Genomic DNA, 20,106 nt, shown 5'->3' on the forward strand with positions numbered 1-20,106 from the left:
AATACTTCTCAATGATTTGATTCAATGATACGATCAGGCTCTTTTTTGATTTGTTGCAAAGTCTGAGATAAGGTCATAATACATTGGTCAGCTCTTGCAATAATATCATCAGGACTGTTGTTATTCAAGTCAAGGTATGAGCTAGTTACACCACATTCTGGCATCGAAAAACAATAGGGCATAGGCTGATTTAAGTTTAGTTTCAAAGAAGCTAAAAGATTCGCTGTGGCAGGATCCGTTTGGTTGTTGCGATTTATCTCTATAAGCGCATTCAACTGCTTTTGATTGATCATTTGGTGCTTGATGATTTGATGCTGGTTGATCGCTTGCTCAATGTTCTCTATTCGTTTTTTGTGGGCCTTGCGATCAATAGCATAAGTAGCCTCATCTCCTAAGCGCGCCCCATAAACAGTATTAATACTTAATTGATTTCCAATGGAAAAACCTATAACAAGACCAACAGCCTGAGGAACCGCATAAATCAACGCTGAAATAGAGGCTATCATCGTGGCTAAAAGAATTTGTCGTGTTCCGTTCGGATCTAATTGCAAAATTCCATGGTTTATCAAATTCCATAGACTGTTTACATGCCTATGCTTGTTCTCTTTATCTAAACATGTCGCTGTAAAAATGCCAAAAACAACGCCAATCCCTAGACCCACCCCTAACCAAATTGTTAGAGTTAAAGCAACCGTATGATGACATACTAAAATTAATGCCCAAGCTAAAATATAAAGTAATATATATTTCCAATTCCTTTGGAGGAATAAACCAATTTTTTCAACCGCGTTTTTTAAACGAGTTGTCCAAGAAAATGAATTTTGATTATAAGGAACTAATTTCAGATCAGTTAATGCAACTAACGCTGAAATAGGAGGGCTGACTATAGGAGAGTCCCCTGAAGCATTTGAATCAGGAGAGTTCGATCTAGAAGAGCTCAGTCTGTCACAAAATAGTTCTTGAGGAACGTATTGGTCAGAAGGCGAAATTCCTCCAGAAGATAGTGGAGTAGACATTCGATAGTGAAAAAAATAAAACAATAAGCAGTATATTAAAATAAGGACTTTTTCTTTGTAAACAGAGGTTTTTGTGCTTCTATAGCCCCTCTAGTTTACTCAATATTTTATTGGTAGTATTCGCAAGGTTTTGTGAAAGGGATTTGACTTTTTCTAAATAACAAATATAATCCTAATGCGTTTATAGAATAGGGGAAATGAAGAGCACCGTTCTATTTTTAGGGCTGAATCTACCCACTAGGCCAGCCAGTCACAGGCTTAGGCTTAAAAGATTTTGTTAAGGATAATTGATCAATGGCGAAAAAAGAAGATACTCTTGTACTCGAAGGTAAGGTAGAAGAGCTCCTTCCAGGAATGCATTTTCGTGTAATACTAGAAAACGGTATGCCAGTTACCGCCCATTTGTGCGGAAAAATGCGTATGAGTAATATTCGATTGCTTGTTGGAGACCGCGTTACTGTCGAGATGTCCGCCTATGACTTAACAAAAGCTAGGGTTGTCTACAGACATCGTTAATTATATTTTCTATTGATGTTTTAAAATAAGTGACATAGACTAGGCGGTTTTTCAAGACCGGGAAGCAATGCATAAGTAAGCCCAGATAGCTCAGTGGTAGAGCACTTGCATGGTAAGCAAGCGGTCGTAGGTTCAATTCCTATTCTGGGCAGAAAGAATGGTTGGAGTAATCAATAATTTTTAAGAGGATTTTGAGATGTCAAAAGAAACTTTTCAACGTAATAAGCCCCATATCAATATTGGGACGATCGGGCACGTTGACCATGGTAAAACTACGCTAACAGCGGCAATTACACGCGCGCTATCAGGGGATGGATTGGCGTCTTTCCGTGACTATAGTTCAATTGACAATACTCCAGAAGAAAAGGCTCGTGGAATTACTATCAACGCTTCTCACGTTGAATACGAAACCCCAAATCGTCACTACGCTCACGTAGACTGCCCTGGTCACGCTGACTATGTTAAAAATATGATTACAGGCGCCGCTCAAATGGACGGAGCTATCCTAGTCGTTTCAGCTACAGACGGAGCTATGCCACAAACTAAAGAACATATCTTGCTAGCTCGCCAGGTTGGAGTTCCTTATATCGTTGTTTTCTTGAATAAAGTAGATATGATCTCTCAAGAAGATGCTGAACTTATTGACCTTGTTGAGATGGAACTTAGTGAGCTTCTTGAAGAAAAAGGCTACAAAGGATGCCCTATTATCCGTGGTTCTGCTTTGAAAGCTCTTGAAGGTGATGCAAATTATATCGAAAAAGTTCGAGAACTTATGCAAGCTGTGGATGACAACATCCCTACACCAGAAAGAGAAATTGATAAGCCTTTCTTAATGCCTATCGAAGACGTATTCTCAATCTCTGGTCGTGGTACTGTGGTTACAGGAAGAATCGAGCGTGGAATCGTTAAAGTTTCTGATAAAGTTCAGCTCGTGGGATTAGGAGAGACTAAAGAAACAATCGTTACTGGAGTCGAAATGTTCAGGAAAGAACTTCCTGAAGGTCGTGCAGGAGAAAACGTTGGTTTACTCCTCAGAGGTATTGGAAAGAACGATGTTGAAAGAGGTATGGTGGTTTGTCAGCCTAACAGCGTGAAGCCTCATACGAAATTTAAGTCAGCTGTTTACGTTCTTCAGAAAGAAGAAGGCGGACGTCATAAGCCTTTCTTCAGCGGATACAGACCTCAGTTCTTCTTCCGTACTACAGACGTGACAGGAGTCGTAACTCTTCCTGAAGGAACTGAAATGGTAATGCCTGGAGATAACGTTGAGCTTGATGTTGAGCTCATTGGAACAGTTGCTCTTGAAGAAGGAATGAGATTTGCAATTCGTGAAGGTGGTCGTACTATCGGCGCTGGAACGATTTCAAAGATCAATGCTTAAAAATGAATTTCGCGATGATTTTCATCATCGCGATTTTCTGGGTGTGTAGCTTAGCTGGTAGAGCAGTGGCCTCCAAAGCCGCCGGTCGGGGGTTCGATTCCCTTCGCACCCGTAGATTTAATTTTTAATCTAGAAGTTGGTTTATGAAACAACAACACAATCGTAAGGCTTTATCTCGCAAGATTGGCACAGTGAAAAAACAAGCCAAATTTGCAGGAAGCTTTTTAGATGAGATTAAAAAAATTGAATGGGTAAGCAAGCACGATCTTAAGAAATACATAAAAGTAGTTCTTATCAGTATTTTTGGTTTTGGATTTGCTATTTATTTCGTAGATCTTGTGTTGCGTAAGTCAATCACATGTTTAGATGGTATAACAACCTTTTTGTTCGGTTAATTGCATGTATAAATGGTATGTCGTTCAAGTTTTTACAGCTCAAGAAAAGAAAGTAAAAAAGGCTTTAGAAGATTTTAAAGAGTCTTCAGGAATGACTGATTTTATACAGGAAATTATCTTGCCTATTGAAAATGTCATGGAAGTGAAAAAAGGAGAACATAAGGTCGTTGAAAAATACATCTGGCCTGGATACCTCTTAGTTAAAATGCATCTGACTGACGAGTCTTGGCTCTATGTTAAAAGTACAGCAGGTATAGTCGAGTTTCTTGGAGGCGGAGTCCCTGTAGCTCTTTCTGAAGATGAAGTAAGAAGTATCTTAACAGATATAGAAGAGAAGAAATCGGGAGTGGTGCAAAAACATCAGTTCGAGGTTGGTTCTAGAGTGAAAATTAATGACGGAGTCTTTGTCAATTTTATCGGCATGGTTTCCGAAGTTTTCCATGATAAAGGACGCCTGAGTGTTATGGTTTCTATCTTTGGAAGAGAAACTAGGGTAGATGATTTAGAATTTTGGCAAGTGGAAGAGGTAGCCCCAGGGCAAGAAAGTGAGTAGATAGGTTAAAATCAGTGTATTCTTATTCCTTATCTTCTTATAATTTTAGTTTTTCGTTTCTTACCCTCTGTTTGTAGAGGTGTCTCAGTGCAAAGTAAGGTTTAGTATGTCGGTAAAAAAGGTAATCAAAATAATTAAGTTGCAAATCCCTGGGGGTAAAGCAAATCCTGCGCCACCCATAGGACCAGCTTTAGGTGCTGCTGGAGTCAATATTATGGGCTTCTGTAAGGAGTTTAATGCTGCAACTCAAGATAAGCCTGGAGACTTACTTCCAGTAGTCATCACTGTTTATGCTGATAAAACTTTTACTTTTATAACCAAACAGCCTCCAGTCTCCTCTTTAATAAAGAAAACTTTGAATCTGGAATCAGGATCTAAAATTCCTAATCGTAATAAAGTAGGAAAACTTACTCAGGCTCAAGTTGAAGCAATTGCTGAACAAAAAATGAAAGATATGGATATTGTCCTTCTAGAATCTGCGAAACGTATGGTGGAAGGAACTGCCCGTAGTATGGGTATAGACGTAGAATAAATTGTTACTTGTAGAGCTGTAGAATTATGACAAAACATGGAAAACGTATACGAGGCATCTTAAAGAACTATGATTTCTCAAAATCATATTCTTTGCGGGAGGCTATAGATATTTTAAAACAATGTCCTCCAGTACGCTTCGATCAAACTGTAGATGTATCTATCAAGTTAGGGATAGATCCTAAAAAGAGCGACCAACAAATTCGTGGAGCCGTTTTTTTACCTAATGGTACAGGAAAAACTTTAAGAATTTTGGTTTTTGCTTCAGGGAACAAAGTCAAAGAAGCTGTTGAAGCGGGCGCAGACTTTATGGGAAGCGACGATCTTGTTGAAAAAATTAAATCCGGGTGGCTGGAATTCGATGTTGCTGTCGCTACCCCAGATATGATGCGTGAAGTAGGAAAATTAGGAAAAGTCTTAGGACCTAGAAATCTAATGCCTACACCTAAAACAGGAACGGTAACCACAGACGTTGCTAAAGCAATCTCCGAATTGCGTAAAGGAAAAATTGAATTTAAAGCAGACCGCGCAGGCGTATGTAATGTAGGCGTAGGTAAGTTGTCTTTTGAAAGCAGTCAAATCAAAGAAAATATTGAAGCTCTAAGTTCTGCTTTAATTAAGGCCAAACCTCCTGCAGCTAAAGGTCAATATTTAGTCTCATTCACTATTTCTTCCACTATGGGGCCTGGTATTTCTATAGATACTAGAGAATTAATGGCATCTTAATCTTAAAGAGGGAAAATGAAACAAGAAAAAACATTACTTCTTCAAGAGGTAGAAGACAAAATTTCCGCAGCACAGGGATTCATTTTATTAAGATACCTTAGATTTACCGCCGCGTATTCTAGAGAATTCAGAAACTCACTTTCTGGAGTTTCTGCAGAATTTGAAGTTTTAAAGAAGAGAATCTTCTTTAAAGCTATAGAAGCTGCAGGTTTAGAGGTAGATTGTAGTGATACAGATGGGCATCTCGGTGTAGTCTTTTCCTGTGGAGATCCTGTTTCTGCCGCAAAGCAGGTACTGGACTTTAATAAACAACATAAAGACTCTTTAGTTTTCCTCGCTGGAAGGATGGACAATGCGTCTCTGTCTGGTGCAGAGGTAGAAGCTGTCGCCAAATTGCCATCTCTTAAAGAACTTAGACAGCAGGTTGTTGGTTTATTCGCTGCTCCAATGTCCCAAGTTGTAGGAATTATGAATTCTGTCCTTTCTGGAGTGATCTCCTGTGTGGATCAAAAGGCAGGAAAGAACTAAAGAATTAAAATTAAAACTCTCAAAATAAGTAAGGGTGACAAAAGTGACAACAGAAAGTTTGGAAACTTTAGTAGAGAAGTTAAGTAATTTAACTGTACTAGAACTCTCTCAATTGAAAAAATTATTAGAAGAGAAGTGGGATGTTACTGCTTCTGCTCCCGTAGTTGCTGTTGCTGCTGGTGGTGGCGGAGAAGCTCCTGTTGCTGCCGAACCTACAGAATTTGCAGTAACCCTCGAAGATGTTCCTGCAGATAAAAAAATCGGCGTCTTAAAAGTCGTTAGGGAAGTAACTGGATTAGCTTTAAAAGAAGCTAAAGAAATGACAGAAGGTTTACCTAAAACTGTTAAAGAAAAAACTTCTAAAAGTGATGCTGAAGATACTGTTAAGAAGTTACAAGATGCTGGCGCAAAAGCCTCATTTAAGGGACTGTAATTTGTAGAAAAGAAAAATCGAAAGATTTTTCTTTTCTTTTTCTTTTCATGTATAAAAAACCGAATGCTCCCTTTAGAAGCATACGTAGGCTTAATTTAGGGAAATTTTGTCGCATCAAAATAGCAGGAGAACTCGCATGTTGAAGTGCCCTGAACGGGTCAGTGTTAAAAAAAAGGAAGATATCCCAGACCTTCCAAATCTTATCGAAATCCAAATTAAGTCTTATAAGCAGTTTCTTCAAATTGGAAAATTAGCAGAAGAAAGAGAAAATATCGGTTTAGAAGAGGTTTTCAGGGAAATTTTTCCCATTAAATCCTATAACGAAGCTACCGTTCTTGAGTACCTTTCATATAATTTGGGTGTGCCAAAATATTCTCCAGAAGAATGTATCCGTAGAGGAATTACCTATAGCGTCACTTTGAAAGTCCGTTTTCGTTTAACCGATGAAACGGGAATCAAAGAAGAAGAAGTCTATATGGGAACGATCCCTCTAATGACTGATAAAGGGACATTTATCATTAATGGAGCTGAAAGAGTCGTTGTTTCCCAAGTTCATCGTTCTCCAGGAATTAACTTTGAACAAGAAAAACATTCCAAAGGTAATATTTTATTCTCCTTCAGAATCATTCCTTATCGTGGAAGTTGGCTCGAAGCTATTTTCGATATTAATGACTTAATTTATATCCATATTGATAGAAAAAAACGTAGAAGAAAAATTCTAGCAATCACCTTTATCCGAGCTCTTGGATACTCTTCAGATGCAGATATCATCGAAGAATTCTTCACAATAGGAGAAAGTTCTCTTAGAAGTGAGAAAGACTTTGCTCTTCTTGTTGGAAGGATTTTAGCAGACAATATTATTGATGAAGCCTCCTCTCTAGTTTATGGAAAAGCCGGAGAAAAGTTAAGTACAGCAATGTTAAAACGGATGCTCGATGCTGGAATCGCTTCTGTTAAGATTGCTGTAGATGCTGATGAAAATCATCCTATTATCAAAATGCTCGCTAAGGATCCTACAGATTCATACGAAGCCGCTTTAAAAGATTTTTATCGTAGACTACGTCCAGGAGAACCTGCAACTCTAGCTAATGCACGTTCTACTATCATGAGGCTCTTCTTTGACCCCAAACGTTATAATCTAGGACGTGTAGGGCGTTATAAGCTCAATCGCAAACTAGGCTTCTCTATAGATGATGAAGCTCTGTCTCAAGTTACTTTGAGAAAAGAAGATGTGATCGGAGCCTTAAAGTATCTGATTCGTTTGAAAATGGGAGATGAAAAAGCTTGTGTAGACGATATTGATCATCTTGCTAATCGACGTGTCCGCTCTGTCGGAGAACTCATTCAAAATCAATGTCGTTCAGGACTTGCTAGAATGGAGAAAATTGTTAGAGAGAGAATGAATTTATTCGATTTCTCCTCAGATACGTTGACTCCAGGAAAAGTTGTCTCTGCTAAAGGTCTCGCTAGCGTGTTAAAAGATTTCTTTGGCCGCTCCCAGCTTTCGCAGTTTATGGACCAAACCAACCCTGTAGCTGAGTTAACTCACAAACGACGTCTTTCTGCATTAGGTCCAGGAGGACTAAATAGAGAACGCGCAGGATTTGAAGTTCGTGACGTGCACGCAAGTCATTATGGACGTATTTGTCCTATTGAAACTCCTGAAGGTCCAAATATTGGTCTGATCACCTCTCTTTCCTCTTTTGCTAAAATTAACGAATTTGGATTCATTGAAACTCCTTATAGAATTGTAAGAGATGGAATCGTAACAGATGAAATCGAATACATGACAGCCGATGTTGAAGAAGAATGTGTGATTGCACAGGCTTCAGCAAGCCTAGATGAGTACAATATGTTTACGGAACCCGTCTGTTGGGTACGTTATGCTGGAGAAGCTTTCGAAGCAGATACAAGCACCGTAACCCATATGGATGTTTCTCCGAAACAGCTCGTTTCTATTGTTACAGGATTGATTCCTTTCTTAGAGCACGACGATGCGAACCGCGCCTTGATGGGCTCCAATATGCAACGTCAAGCGGTTCCCTTACTTAAAACCGAAGCTCCTGTTGTTGGCACTGGATTAGAATGTCGTGCTGCTAAAGATTCTGGAGCTATTGTTGTTGCAGAAGAAGATGGTGTTGTTGATTTTGTTGATGGTTACAAAGTAGTTGTTGCTGCAAAACATAATCCTACAATTAAACGTACCTATCATCTGAAAAAGTTCCTTAGATCTAATTCAGGAACTTGCATTAACCAACAGCCCTTGTGTGCAGTCGGTGATGTCATAACTAAGGGTGATGTGATTGCTGATGGACCCGCAACTGATCGTGGAGAACTTGCTTTAGGTAAAAATGTACTCGTTGCCTTTATGCCTTGGTATGGATACAACTTTGAGGATGCGATCATTATCTCTGAAAAATTGATCAGAGAAGATGCCTATACCTCTATTTATATTGAGGAATTCGAACTAACAGCCCGAGATACAAAATTAGGAAAAGAAGAGATCACTCGTGACATTCCTAACGTATCTGATGAAGTATTGGCCAATCTCGGTGAGGATGGGATCATTCGTATCGGTGCTGAGGTTAAACCTGGGGATATTCTTGTTGGTAAGATCACACCAAAATCAGAAACAGAATTAGCTCCAGAAGAGCGTCTGCTCCGTGCTATTTTTGGTGAAAAAGCTGCTGACGTTAAAGATGCATCTTTAACAGTGCCTCCAGGAACTGAAGGCGTCGTTATGGATGTTAAAGTCTTCAGTAGAAAGGATAGATTGTCAAAGAGTGATGACGAACTTGTAGAAGAAGCTGTTCATCTTAAAGATTTGCAAAAAGGATATAAAAACCAAGTTGCAACTTTAAAAACAGAATATCGTGAGAAATTAGGAGCTCTCTTATTAAATGAGAAAGCACCTGCAGCCATTATTCACCGTCGTACAGCAGAAATCGTTGTTCATGAAGGCCTACTCTTTGATCAAGAGACAATAGAACGGATAGAACAAGAAGATTTAGTGGATCTTTTAATGCCTAACTGTGAAATGTATGAAGTGTTGAAAGGACTTCTATCAGATTACGAAACGGCATTACAACGGCTAGAAATCAATTATAAGACTGAAGTTGAGCATATTCGTGAGGGAGATGCAGATTTAGATCATGGTGTCATTCGCCAAGTTAAAGTCTACGTTGCCTCTAAGAGAAAACTTCAAGTTGGAGATAAAATGGCTGGACGACACGGAAATAAAGGTGTTGTTTCCAAAATCGTTCCCGAAGCGGATATGCCATATCTCTCTAACGGAGAAACTGTACAAATGATCCTGAACCCCCTCGGGGTGCCTTCAAGGATGAACCTTGGACAGGTATTAGAAACACACCTAGGTTATGCAGCAAAAACTGCAGGCATTTACGTGAAAACCCCTGTTTTTGAAGGATTCCCTGAACAACGTATCTGGGATATGATGATAGAACAGGGATTACCAGAAGATGGGAAGTCCTTCTTATATGATGGGAAGACAGGTGAACGCTTTGATAACAAGGTAGTGATAGGCTATATCTATATGCTAAAGCTCAGTCACTTGATCGCTGATAAGATTCACGCAAGATCTATAGGGCCATATTCTTTAGTCACGCAACAACCTCTCGGTGGTAAAGCTCAGATGGGAGGACAAAGATTCGGGGAAATGGAAGTTTGGGCTCTAGAAGCATATGGGGTTGCTCATATGCTCCAAGAAATTCTAACCGTGAAATCTGATGATGTCTCAGGAAGAACAAGGATTTACGAATCTATCGTTAAGGGGGAAAACCTCTTGCGATCAGGAACGCCTGAGTCGTTCAATGTGCTAATTAAAGAGATGCAGGGTCTAGGACTTGATGTTCGTCCTATGGTCGTAGACGCTTAAAAAATGACGTTTTGGAGAAAATAATGTTCGGAGAAAATTCTCGAGACATTGGAGTTCTTTCTAAAGAAGGACTATTTGATAAATTAGAGATAGGCATAGCTTCAGATATTACAATTCGTGATAAATGGTCTTGTGGAGAAATCAAAAAGCCAGAAACTATAAATTACCGTACGTTTAAACCTGAAAAGGGCGGTCTATTTTGTGAAAAAATCTTTGGTCCTACTAAAGATTGGGAATGTTGCTGCGGAAAATATAAAAAAATAAAACATAAAGGAATTGTCTGCGATCGATGCGGAGTTGAAGTTACTCTTTCAAAAGTCCGTCGTGAACGTATGGCTCATATCGAGTTAGCAGTTCCTATTGTCCATATTTGGTTTTTCAAAACAACTCCATCACGCATTGGTAATGTTCTTGGAATGACAGCTTCGGATCTGGAACGTGTCATTTATTATGAAGAATATGTAGTTATTGACCCAGGTAAGACAGACCTAACTAAAAAACAACTTCTTAATGATGCGCAATATCGTGAAGTTGTTGAGAAGTGGGGTAAGGACGCTTTCGTTGCTAAAATGGGTGGCGAAGCTATCTATGATTTGCTTAAATCCGAAGATCTCCAAAGCTTGCTTAAAGATCTTAAAGAGCGTTTACGCAAAACAAAATCTCAGCAAGCGAGAATGAAGTTAGCCAAACGTCTTAAAATCATTGAGGGATTTGTTTCTTCATCCAACCACCCGGAGTGGATGGTATTAAAAAATATCCCAGTAGTTCCACCTGATCTCCGTCCTCTTGTTCCTTTAGATGGCGGTCGTTTTGCGACTTCTGATTTAAACGATCTCTACCGCCGTGTAATTAATCGTAACAATCGTCTTAAAGCGATCTTACGTTTAAAAACACCAGAGGTTATTGTTCGTAATGAAAAGCGTATGCTTCAAGAAGCTGTTGATGCTCTTTTTGATAACGGTCGACATGGTCATCCGGTCATGGGAGCTGGAAACCGACCATTGAAATCCTTGTCAGAAATGTTAAAGGGAAAAAATGGACGCTTCCGTCAAAATCTTTTAGGAAAACGTGTTGACTACTCTGGACGTTCTGTAATTATTGTTGGTCCTGAATTGAAGTTTAATCAATGCGGATTGCCTAAGGAAATGGCTTTAGAGCTATTCGAACCCTTTATTATTAAAAGACTAAAAGATCAAGGCAGCGTTTATACCATTCGTTCTGCTAAGAAAATGATTCAACGAGGAGCCCCAGAAGTTTGGGACGTTCTCGAAGAGATCATTAAGGGACATCCAGTACTTCTTAACCGAGCACCTACATTGCACCGTTTAGGAATTCAAGCTTTCGAACCTGTATTGATAGAAGGTAAAGCGATTCGTATACACCCCCTAGTTTGCGCAGCGTTTAACGCTGACTTCGACGGAGACCAAATGGCCGTGCACGTTCCTCTATCTGTAGAGGCACAACTGGAAGCTAAAGTTTTAATGATGGCTCCAGACAACATCTTCCTTCCTTCCTCAGGAAAGCCTGTGGCTATTCCTTCGAAAGATATGACTTTAGGATTATATTATCTGATGGCAGATCCTACCTATTTTCCTGAAGAACATGGAGGAAAAACTAAGATATTTAAAGATGAAATCGAAGTATTGCGTGCTTTAAATAACGGTGGATTCATTGATGATGTTTTCGGAGATCGTCGTGATGAAACAGGACGCGGTATCCATATTCATGAAAAGATTAAAGTGCGTATTGATGGACAAATTATTGAGACAACCCCAGGAAGGGTATTGTTCAACAGAATTGTTCCTAAAGAACTCGGCTTCCAAAATTACAGCATGCCAAGTAAGCGTATAAGTGAGCTTATTTTACAGTGCTATAAGAAAGTCGGTTTAGAAGCTACTGTACGTTTCTTAGATGACCTTAAAGATCTTGGATTTATTCAAGCTACAAAAGCCGCAATCTCTATGGGATTGAAGGATGTTCGTATTCCTGATATCAAGAGTCATATCCTCAAAGATGCCTACGATAAGGTTGCTATCGTCAAAAAACAATATGATGATGGGATCATTACTGAAGGGGAGCGTCATTCCAAAACTATTAGTATTTGGACTGAAGTTTCCGAACAGCTTTCAGATGCCCTCTATGTTGAAATTAGCAAACAAACACGTAGCAAGCATAACCCCTTGTTCCTGATGATTGATTCTGGAGCCCGAGGTAATAAATCCCAGTTGAAACAGTTGGGAGCGTTACGAGGATTAATGGCGAAGCCAAACGGAGCAATTATTGAATCTCCAATTACTTCGAACTTTAGAGAAGGATTGACAGTTTTAGAGTACTCCATCTCCTCACACGGTGCGAGAAAAGGTTTAGCCGATACAGCTCTAAAAACTGCCGACTCCGGATACTTAACACGTAGACTTGTAGACGTAGCCCAAGACGTGATCATTACCGAAAAAGATTGCGGTACGTTAAATCACATTGAGATTTCTGCAATAGGTCAAGGTTCTGAAGAACTCTTGCCTCTTAAAGATCGTATCTATGGACGTACTGTAGCTGAAGATGTCTATCAACCAGGTGATAAAAGTCGACTACTTGCTCAATCGGGTGATGTACTCAACTCCGTACAAGCAGAAGCAATTGATGATGCCGGTATTGAGACAATTAAGATTCGTTCTACATTAACGTGCGAAAGTCCTCGCGGAGTTTGTGCAAAGTGTTACGGCCTCAATTTAGCTAATGGTAGACTCATTGGCATGGGTGAAGCTGTTGGTATTATTGCTGCTCAGTCGATTGGGGAACCTGGAACTCAGTTAACAATGAGAACGTTCCACCTAGGGGGTATTGCTGCTACGTCTTCAACTCCTGAGATTATTACGAATAGTGATGGTATCTTAGTCTACATGGATCTCCGTGTTGTTCTGGGGCAAGAAGGTCACAATCTTGTCTTGAATAAGAAGGGAGCTTTACATGTTGTAGGTGATGAAGGTCGTACTCTCAATGAGTATAAAAAGCTGCTTTCAACCAAGTCTATAGAAAGCCTAGAGGTATTTCCTGTAGAACTAGGAGTGAAAATTCTTGTTGCTGACGGAACTCCTGTTTCTCAAGGACAAAGAATCGCAGAAGTTGAACTACACAATATTCCTATCATTTGCGATAAGCCTGGCTTTATTAAATATGAAGATTTGGTTGAGGGAATCTCTACAGAGAAAGTTGTGAACAAGAACACAGGACTTGTTGAACTTATTGTGAAACAGCACCGAGGGGAGTTACATCCTCAGATTGCTATCTATGATGATGCTGACTTGTCAGAACTTGTCGGAACCTATGCGATTCCTTCAGGAGCGATTATCTCTGTAGAAGAAGGACAACGGGTTGATCCAGGTATGTTGTTAGCTAGACTTCCTCGCGGAGCTATCAAAACAAAAGATATTACTGGCGGTTTGCCTCGTGTTGCTGAATTAGTAGAAGCTCGTAAACCTGAAGATGCTGCTGACATCGCCAAAATTGATGGTGTTGTTGACTTCAAAGGAATTCAAAAGAACAAACGTATTCTTGTTGTCTGTGATGAAATGACAGGTATGGAAGAAGAACATCTGATTCCATTAACCAAACATTTGATTGTACAACGTGGAGATAGTGTGATTAAAGGGCAGCAGCTTACCGATGGTTTAGTTGTTCCTCATGAAATCCTAGAAATTTGCGGAGTTCGTGAACTTCAGAAGTACCTGGTAAATGAGGTGCAGGAAGTTTACCGTCTGCAGGGCGTTGACATTAACGATAAGCATATTGAAATTATTGTTCGTCAGATGTTACAAAAAGTACGAATTACTGACCCAGGTGATACGACTCTGCTCTTTGGCGAAGACGTGAATAAGAAAGAGTTTTATGAAGAAAATCGTCGTACCGAAGAAGACGGTGGTAAGCCAGCTCAAGCTGTTCCCGTCTTATTGGGAATTACGAAAGCTTCTTTGGGTACGGAATCGTTTATATCAGCAGCTTCTTTCCAAGACACAACTCGAGTCTTAACAGATGCAGCTTGTTGTAGCAAAACCGACTACCTTCTTGGATTTAAGGAAAATGTGATCATGGGTCATATGATTCCTGGTGGTACAGGCTTTGAAACGCATAAGCGTATTAAGCAGTATCTAGAAAAAGAACAAGAAGATCTCGTTTTTGATTTTGTTAGTGAAACAGAGTGTGTTTGTTAACTAGGTGACACAGTCTTTTATCAAGGAGGTTATGTTTACAACCTCCTTGATAGGAATGTTTTTTTTTGTTAACGTTGCCTAGAGATCAACAGTGATGCCAAGGTGCCTATGTCTAACCAATTTGATCAATTAAAGAAGTTGAGCACTATCGTTTGTGATAGCGGAGACCCAGAGCTAGTTAAAGCCTCGGGATCTCAAGACGCTACAACAAACCCTTCTTTGATCTTAAAAGTGGCCCAAGAACCCAAATTTCAAGAGCTATTAAACGAAGCTGTAGTTTGGGGAATCCGACAGAACGGTGATGATCTTCAGACTCTTTCTTTTATTTTAGACAAAATTCAGGTTAACTTTGCTCTAGAAATTATCAAAAATATCCCTGGTAGAATTTCTCTTGAAATTGACGCTAGGCTTTCTTTCAACGTTGAAGCTATGGTACAGCGTGCCGTATTCCTTTCGCAGCTTTTCGAAGCTATGGGAGGAGATAAAAAGCGCCTGTTAGTAAAGATTCCTGGAACTTGGGAAGGTATTCGAGCTGTTGAATTTTTAGAAGCAAAGGGCATAGCATGTAATGTCACTTTGATTTTTAATTTAGTTCAAGCGATTGCAGCTGCTAAAGCTAAAGCAACTTTAATTTCTCCTTTTGTTGGCCGTATTTATGATTGGTGGATCGCGGCTTATGGTGATGAAGGTTACTCTATAGATGCAGATCCAGGTGTCGCTTCAGTATCAAATATTTACGCGTATTACAAAAAATTCGGTATTCCTACGCAAATTATGGCAGCATCTTTTCGTACAAAAGAGCAGGTACTAGCATTAGCTGGTTGCGATCTTTTAACGATATCTCCAAAGCTGCTGGATGAGCTAAAGAAATCTCAACACCCAGTAAAAAAAGAATTAGATCCTGCAGAAGCTAAAAAGTTAGATGTGCAGCCAATAGAACTCACAGAAAGCTTTTTTCGCTTTTTAATGAATGAGGATGCTATGGCTACAGAAAAACTTGCTGAAGGAATTCGGATATTTGCAGGAGATACTCAAATTCTTGAGACTGCAATTACAGAGTTTATAAAGCAAATTGCTGCAGAAGGTGCGTAATTGCTTACTAAATTAAGCCGATTTGGGGATACCACCTTAAAGCGAAATGAAAAATAAGATGGACTATAAATCGCAACTAGTATTTTCTTGCCCTTGTTGTTGCAAAGGCAATGTTTGTTTCTCAGTTTTTAACTTAGACGTTATTTTAACATGTAACGTTTGCTCATCTACTTATACATTCGATTCTGTCATACGTAATGAGATTCGTCAGTTTGTAGCACTATGTAAAAGGATACATGATGCTAATTCTATACTTGGAAATGCTACTGTGTCGGTATCGGTAGAAGACAACCAAATGGATATTCCCTTTCAATTGCTGTTTTCTCGTTTCCCTGTAGTATTAAATCTCTCTTTAGATGGAAAGAAAATAGCTATTCGTTTCCTCTTTGATGCTTTAAATACAAGTATCTTACACCAAGAAAGCGATCTTATTTCTTAATCCTAAGTTTATTTGTTTTCGTTTTGCAGAGCTTCCAAAGCTTTTTCAAGGATTGCATCTCCTGAAGTAGCCTCTTTACCACCGCGAATTTGGAAAGAAGAGACTACTTTTAAAAAGGTAAATGAAAGTTCTGCATAGTCATCCAAAGTTGCAGTGCTTGTAAAAATATAAGCAGTATGGTCAATGACTGTTGTCGCTTGTAAACAAAATACACGTCCCCATGAAGAGTTTTTCTCTGTTTTGATAATAGTAAACTCTCCGCTAGGAGATTGAATTTGGGTAAATATTCCAGATTCTAAAGTCATCTCATTGGCTTTATGATAGGCTAAGATTTCCTCAATATACTCTTTTGAAGATTTGGAAGTGATTTCCTGAGCAATGTTGATGGTAGGAGTGAGATTTCCTTTCCCCTTGCCTATAAGGAGAACATCTAATTTTTCTGGGAGCTGTGTTTTATCGTCAATACACTGCCAAAGAGAGGGTGTCTGTATGCTATAGTTTTTCCCTGAATAGCGAACCCATTGGACGGGGGAGAGCGAGGGTTTTTTCTCAAATTTTCCTATTTTTTTCCGCGCAGCTGCTCTTGTTTTATAGCGAGAAACACTCGCATTCGTTGCTGCCGAAGATCGTATCCTAGAGGTCCTTCTTGCTTTTGCTTGCTTTGAGTGAGATGCAGAGACTTGAGTTCTTGGCTGAGCAGAGAAAGCAGGGAATTGAGCTACAATCAAAATAAAAAGAATAAAAAATTTCATAGAAAATTATGTAGTTAGTTGTACATTAAGATAGATTCAAAGCACATAGCATAGCTCTCTACCTTATACAAGATTGTATCGTTTTCAGAAAAATATTCCCAATAGGGAATCTTTGGATCTAGAAGAAGGCCTACTTTCAAACAAACATAGAAAGGCAATTCTTCTTTTTTGAATTCTATGTTTATAGGAATTTTTTCTTAGAGAGTTAGAGGAGAGCATGGGATTTATCTTGAAGATATCAAAGCAATTTTCTTCTAGAACATCTCTGCAACCCGTTTCTTATTTGTGGATCAGTTGAATTAAATGCTAGAATGACATAAACTGTTAGATTAGTGGAATCATAATAACATCTTTTTTAAAGAAAATTCTTTTCTAAAAGAATAAGCGGTAAAATATTATGGCGAATCTTAATGCCGATGGTAAGCTTAAGCAAATCTGCGATGCTTTGCGTTTAGACACTCTAAAGCCTGCAGAAGACGAGGCTGCGGCGTTATTGCATAATGCTAAAGAACAAGCGAAAAGAATTATTCAAGAAGCTCAAGAAGAAGCCAGAAAAATCTTAGAGACGGCAGAAGAGAGAGCTCATCAAAAGATAAAACAAGGCGAAGTTGCTCTAAGCCAAGCAGGGAAGCGCGCTTTGGAAGCCTTAAAACAGGCTGTAGAAAACAAAATATTTAGAGAGTCTTTAGTAGAGTGGCTGGAGCATGTAACCACCGATCCTGAGGTTTCTACAAAGTTAATTCAAGCTTTAGTGCAGGCTTTGGAAGCTCAAGGGGTTTCAGGAAATCTGACCGCCTATATAGGAAAACATGTGAGTCCTAGAGCTGTTAATGAGCTCCTAGGAAAGGCTGTAACAACAAAACTACGAAAGAAAAGTGTAGTTGTTGGAAGTTTTGTTGGTGGTGTTCAATTAAAAGTTGAAGAAAAGAACTGGGTTCTGGATCTTAGTTCCTCAGCTCTTCTTGAGATTTTCACACGTTATTTGCAGAAAGATTTTCGTGAAATGATTTTTCAAGGATCTTGACTTTAATAAAGTCATGAAAAGATCTTCTCAATATTTAAAGTTGTCGTCATGACTCAATATTATTTTTTATCTTCATTTTTACCTACTCAGCTACCAGAATCCGTACCTCTATTTTCTATTTCGGACTTAGACGATCTACTTTATTTAAACCTATCAGAAAACGATCTTTGCAATTACGGACTTCTTAAACGTTTTTTTGATTTCGAAAATTTCGCTTTCTTTTGGGCTGGTAAACCGATTCCCTTCTCTTTTGGGGAGGTGACTCAGGAAAATATAGAAAGAATGCTTTCCTCTCAGCAGTGGTCTGATGACAATGATTTTGAAGATTTCTTTAAGGATTTTTTAATGAATCATAAGTCTTCTCAAGATCGTTTGAATCACTTTTCAGATTTATTTAGAGAGTTTCTTTCCTATCATCAAACGAATTCTTCAAAGTTTCTTCAAGATTATTTCAGATTTCAACAACAACTTCGTGTTGTACTCGCGGGATTCCGTGCAAGAGTCTTGAATATGGATGTTTCCTATGTTTTGCGCGACGAAGATAGTTCCGATCCAGTTGTGCTCGAGGTGCTCATGCAGAAAGATTCTCCTAATTATGAGCTTCCTGAAGAGTTTTCGGATTTACAGGGCGTTTTGGATGACTACGGCCTCTTGCCTCATACACTGAATCGTGCGCTTGCCCTATACCAATTTCATAAACTCGAGGGATTTTGTTCTGACTCCTACTTTGATGGGAATGTCATTTTAGCAAGATGTGCTACATATATGTTTGCTATTCGTAACAGCTTAGCAAGTGTTGAAAAAGGAAGAGAAATTATTAATCATATAGAAAAGGCAATCAAATGGTAACAGTTTCAGAACAAACTGCTCAGGGACATGTTATAGAAGCTTATGGAAACTTGTTACGTGTACGCTTTGACGGATATGTTAGACAAGGTGAAGTTGCATATGTCAACGTAGATAATACCTGGTTAAAAGCAGAAGTGATTGAAGTTGCTGATCAAGAAGTCAAGGTTCAGGTATTTGAAGATACACAAGGCGCGTGTCGAGGAGCTCTTGTTACGTTTTCAGGACATCTTTTAGAAGCCGAGTTAGGGCCTGGCTTGCTTCAGGGCATTTTCGATGGACTTCAAAATCGTCTTGAGGTGCTAGCTGAAGATAGTTCTTTCTTGCAGAGAGGCAAGCATGTTAATGCTATTTCTGATCATAATTTATGGAATTATACTCCCGTAGCTTCTGTTGGGGATACTTTAAGACGAGGAGATCTTCTAGGAACAGTACCTGAAGGACGATTTACTCATAAGATTATGGTTCCTTTTTCTTGCTTTCAAGAGGTTACCCTGACTTGGGTAATTTCTGAAGGAACCTATAATGCTCATACTGTGGTCGCAAAAGCTCGAGATGCTCAGGGTAAAGAATGTGCCTTTACTATGGTGCAAAGATGGCCGATCAAACAAGCTTTTATTGAAGGAGAGAAGATCCCTGCGCATAAGATTATGGATGTGGGTTTGCGAATCTTAGATACGCAAATTCCAGTATTGAAGGGGGGAACTTTCTGTACCCCAGGACCTTTTGGTGCAGGGAAAACAGTCTTACAACACCATCTTTCTAAGTACGCTGCTGTAGATATTGTGATTTTGTGTGCGTGCGGAGAGCGTGCTGGTGAAGTTGTTGAGGTATTACAAGAGTTCCCTCATCTTATCGACCCCCATACCGGAAAGTCTTTAATGCACAGAACATGTATTATTTGTAACACATCATCCATGCCTGTGGCTGCCCGAGAGTCTTCGATCTATTTAGGAGTGACGATTGCAGAATACTATCGCCAGATGGGACTAGATATTCTGCTTTTAGCTGATTCTACATCCCGATGGGCACAAGCCCTTAGAGAGATTTCGGGACGTCTTGAAGAAATCCCTGGAGAGGAAGCATTTCCTGCATACCTGTCTTCTAGAATAGCTGCTTTTTATGAGCGAGGAGGAGCTATCACCACGAAAGATGGTTCTGAAGGATCTTTAACTATATGTGGTGCGGTGTCTCCTGCAGGAGGAAACTTTGAAGAACCAGTCACTCAATCTACATTAGCTGTAGTCGGAGCGTTCTGTGGTCTTTCAAAAGCACGAGCTGACGCACGTAGGTATCCTTCAATAGACCCTTTGATTTCTTGGTCAAAATATTTGAACCAGGTAGGACAAATTTTAGAAGAGAAGGTTTCAGGCTGGGGTGGTGCTGTGAAAAAAGCAGCACAGTTTCTAGAGAAAGGTTCAGAAATCGGCAAGCGTATGGAAGTTGTCGGTGAAGAAGGGGTTTCTATGGAAGACATGGAAATCTACTTAAAGGCAGAACTTTATGATTTTTGTTATCTCCAGCAGAACGCATTCGATCCTGTGGACTGTTATTGTCCTTTTGAGAGACAGATAGAGTTATTTTCATTAATCAGTCGTATTTTTGATGCTAAATTTGTTTTTGATAGTCCTGATGATGCAAGAAGCTTTTTCCTTGAGCTGCAGAGCAAGATTAAGACATTAAATGGCCTGAAATTTCTTTCAGAGGAATATCATGAGAGTAAAGAGGTCATAGTTAGACTGTTGGAAAAAACAATGGTACAAATGGCGTAAGG

At 39.4% G+C, this 20,106-nt stretch carries 17 protein-coding genes and 2 tRNA genes; 17 read left to right on the forward strand and 2 right to left on the reverse strand.

What is annotated here, in order from left to right:
- Positions 1 to 8 precede the first annotated feature (8 nt).
- On the reverse strand, positions 9 to 1,016 hold the full coding sequence (locus CPB_RS00355; protein WP_010882722.1) for a hypothetical protein: 1,008 nt from the start codon (positions 1,014 to 1,016) through the stop codon (positions 9 to 11).
- Positions 1,017 to 1,310: 294 nt separating this feature from the next.
- Between CPB_RS00355 and infA the strand changes: the two genes are divergently transcribed.
- From infA to CPB_RS00425, 14 genes are all read left to right on the forward strand, one after another.
- The gene (infA, locus tag CPB_RS00360; protein ID WP_010882723.1) at positions 1,311 to 1,532 is read left to right on the forward strand and encodes a translation initiation factor IF-1; all 222 of its coding nucleotides are present in this window, start codon (positions 1,311 to 1,313) and stop codon (positions 1,530 to 1,532) included.
- Positions 1,533 to 1,611: 79 nt separating this feature from the next.
- Positions 1,612 to 1,683: transfer RNA gene (locus tag CPB_RS00365), tRNA-Thr, on the forward strand.
- Positions 1,684 to 1,728: 45 nt separating this feature from the next.
- A complete protein-coding gene (gene tuf / locus CPB_RS00370; RefSeq protein ID WP_010882724.1) occupies positions 1,729 to 2,913 on the forward strand; it encodes an elongation factor Tu in 1,185 nt (394 codons plus the stop codon).
- Between the two features lie 39 nt (positions 2,914 to 2,952).
- Positions 2,953 to 3,025, forward strand: a tRNA-Trp gene (locus tag CPB_RS00375).
- A gap of 31 nt (positions 3,026 to 3,056) precedes the next feature.
- Entirely contained in the window at positions 3,057 to 3,308 is a 252-nt protein-coding gene (gene secE, locus CPB_RS00380) for a preprotein translocase subunit SecE (RefSeq protein ID WP_010882725.1), read from the forward strand.
- Positions 3,309 to 3,312: 4 nt separating this feature from the next.
- Positions 3,313 to 3,861, forward strand: coding sequence for a transcription termination/antitermination protein NusG (gene nusG, locus CPB_RS00385; RefSeq protein ID WP_010882726.1), 549 nt, complete (start codon positions 3,313 to 3,315; stop codon positions 3,859 to 3,861).
- Positions 3,862 to 3,967: 106 nt separating this feature from the next.
- Positions 3,968 to 4,393 carry a 50S ribosomal protein L11 gene (gene rplK, locus CPB_RS00390; protein ID WP_010882727.1) on the forward strand — a complete coding sequence of 142 codons (426 nt, stop codon included), beginning with the start codon at positions 3,968 to 3,970 and terminating at the stop codon, positions 4,391 to 4,393.
- A gap of 26 nt (positions 4,394 to 4,419) precedes the next feature.
- Positions 4,420 to 5,118: a 50S ribosomal protein L1 gene (gene rplA, locus CPB_RS00395; RefSeq protein ID WP_010882728.1), complete on the forward strand. Its 699-nt coding sequence runs from the start codon at positions 4,420 to 4,422 to the stop codon at positions 5,116 to 5,118.
- A gap of 15 nt (positions 5,119 to 5,133) precedes the next feature.
- Complete coding sequence (gene rplJ / locus CPB_RS00400; RefSeq protein ID WP_010882729.1) at positions 5,134 to 5,646, forward strand: 50S ribosomal protein L10; 513 nt, start codon at positions 5,134 to 5,136, stop codon at positions 5,644 to 5,646.
- Between the two features lie 43 nt (positions 5,647 to 5,689).
- The gene (gene rplL, locus CPB_RS00405) at positions 5,690 to 6,079 is read left to right on the forward strand and encodes a 50S ribosomal protein L7/L12 (RefSeq protein ID WP_010882730.1); all 390 of its coding nucleotides are present in this window, start codon (positions 5,690 to 5,692) and stop codon (positions 6,077 to 6,079) included.
- A gap of 136 nt (positions 6,080 to 6,215) precedes the next feature.
- Positions 6,216 to 9,974, forward strand: coding sequence for a DNA-directed RNA polymerase subunit beta (gene rpoB, locus CPB_RS00410; protein WP_010882731.1), 3,759 nt, complete (start codon positions 6,216 to 6,218; stop codon positions 9,972 to 9,974).
- A 23-nt stretch (positions 9,975 to 9,997) separates the two neighbouring features.
- Positions 9,998 to 14,179, forward strand: coding sequence for a DNA-directed RNA polymerase subunit beta' (gene rpoC / locus CPB_RS00415; RefSeq protein WP_010895278.1), 4,182 nt, complete (start codon positions 9,998 to 10,000; stop codon positions 14,177 to 14,179).
- A gap of 108 nt (positions 14,180 to 14,287) precedes the next feature.
- Positions 14,288 to 15,271, forward strand: coding sequence for a transaldolase (gene tal, locus CPB_RS00420; protein WP_010882733.1), 984 nt, complete (start codon positions 14,288 to 14,290; stop codon positions 15,269 to 15,271).
- Between the two features lie 58 nt (positions 15,272 to 15,329).
- Complete coding sequence (locus CPB_RS00425; protein WP_011126057.1) at positions 15,330 to 15,710, forward strand: hypothetical protein; 381 nt, start codon at positions 15,330 to 15,332, stop codon at positions 15,708 to 15,710.
- Positions 15,711 to 15,718: 8 nt separating this feature from the next.
- Here CPB_RS00425 and CPB_RS00430 read toward each other — a convergent pair whose 3' ends face one another.
- Positions 15,719 to 16,462, reverse strand: a complete 744-nt coding sequence (locus CPB_RS00430) for a hypothetical protein (protein ID WP_010882735.1) — start codon at positions 16,460 to 16,462, stop codon at positions 15,719 to 15,721.
- Between the two features lie 397 nt (positions 16,463 to 16,859).
- On the opposite strand from CPB_RS00430, the gene CPB_RS00435 reads away from it, so the two are divergent.
- From CPB_RS00435 to CPB_RS00445, 3 genes are read left to right on the forward strand one after another with little or no spacing between them, the layout of a single operon-like run.
- Complete coding sequence (locus CPB_RS00435; protein WP_010882736.1) at positions 16,860 to 17,486, forward strand: V-type ATP synthase subunit E; 627 nt, start codon at positions 16,860 to 16,862, stop codon at positions 17,484 to 17,486.
- A 48-nt stretch (positions 17,487 to 17,534) separates the two neighbouring features.
- Positions 17,535 to 18,335, forward strand: a complete 801-nt coding sequence (locus CPB_RS00440; protein WP_011126058.1) for a DUF2764 family protein — start codon at positions 17,535 to 17,537, stop codon at positions 18,333 to 18,335.
- Positions 18,329 to 20,104 carry a V-type ATP synthase subunit A gene (locus tag CPB_RS00445; protein ID WP_010882738.1) on the forward strand — a complete coding sequence of 592 codons (1,776 nt, stop codon included), beginning with the start codon at positions 18,329 to 18,331 and terminating at the stop codon, positions 20,102 to 20,104. Before CPB_RS00440 ends, CPB_RS00445 begins: the two co-directional genes overlap by 7 nt.
- Positions 20,105 to 20,106 lie beyond the last annotated feature (2 nt).

It is taken from the genome of Chlamydia pneumoniae TW-183 (genome assembly GCF_000007205.1).
In the GTDB taxonomy this organism is placed as follows: domain Bacteria; phylum Chlamydiota; class Chlamydiia; order Chlamydiales; family Chlamydiaceae; genus Chlamydia; species Chlamydia pneumoniae.

What these genes read in the sequence shown, in the direction of transcription:
- CPB_RS00355 (WP_010882722.1), bottom strand. Translation starts at nt 1,016, where the DNA reads ATGTCTACTCCACTATCTTCTGGAGGAATTTCGCCTTCTGACCAATAC.
- infA (WP_010882723.1), top strand. Translation starts at nt 1,311, where the DNA reads ATGGCGAAAAAAGAAGATACTCTTGTACTCGAAGGTAAGGTAGAAGAG.
- tuf (WP_010882724.1), top strand. Translation starts at nt 1,729, where the DNA reads ATGTCAAAAGAAACTTTTCAACGTAATAAGCCCCATATCAATATTGGG.
- secE (WP_010882725.1), top strand. Translation starts at nt 3,057, where the DNA reads ATGAAACAACAACACAATCGTAAGGCTTTATCTCGCAAGATTGGCACA.
- nusG (WP_010882726.1), top strand. Translation starts at nt 3,313, where the DNA reads ATGTATAAATGGTATGTCGTTCAAGTTTTTACAGCTCAAGAAAAGAAA.
- rplK (WP_010882727.1), top strand. Translation starts at nt 3,968, where the DNA reads ATGTCGGTAAAAAAGGTAATCAAAATAATTAAGTTGCAAATCCCTGGG.
- rplA (WP_010882728.1), top strand. Translation starts at nt 4,420, where the DNA reads ATGACAAAACATGGAAAACGTATACGAGGCATCTTAAAGAACTATGAT.
- rplJ (WP_010882729.1), top strand. Translation starts at nt 5,134, where the DNA reads ATGAAACAAGAAAAAACATTACTTCTTCAAGAGGTAGAAGACAAAATT.
- rpoB (WP_010882731.1), top strand. Translation starts at nt 6,216, where the DNA reads ATGTTGAAGTGCCCTGAACGGGTCAGTGTTAAAAAAAAGGAAGATATC.
- rpoC (WP_010895278.1), top strand. Translation starts at nt 9,998, where the DNA reads ATGTTCGGAGAAAATTCTCGAGACATTGGAGTTCTTTCTAAAGAAGGA.
- tal (WP_010882733.1), top strand. Translation starts at nt 14,288, where the DNA reads ATGTCTAACCAATTTGATCAATTAAAGAAGTTGAGCACTATCGTTTGT.
- CPB_RS00425 (WP_011126057.1), top strand. Translation starts at nt 15,330, where the DNA reads ATGGACTATAAATCGCAACTAGTATTTTCTTGCCCTTGTTGTTGCAAA.
- CPB_RS00430 (WP_010882735.1), bottom strand. Translation starts at nt 16,462, where the DNA reads ATGAAATTTTTTATTCTTTTTATTTTGATTGTAGCTCAATTCCCTGCT.
- CPB_RS00435 (WP_010882736.1), top strand. Translation starts at nt 16,860, where the DNA reads ATGGCGAATCTTAATGCCGATGGTAAGCTTAAGCAAATCTGCGATGCT.
- CPB_RS00440 (WP_011126058.1), top strand. Translation starts at nt 17,535, where the DNA reads ATGACTCAATATTATTTTTTATCTTCATTTTTACCTACTCAGCTACCA.
- CPB_RS00445 (WP_010882738.1), top strand. Translation starts at nt 18,329, where the DNA reads ATGGTAACAGTTTCAGAACAAACTGCTCAGGGACATGTTATAGAAGCT.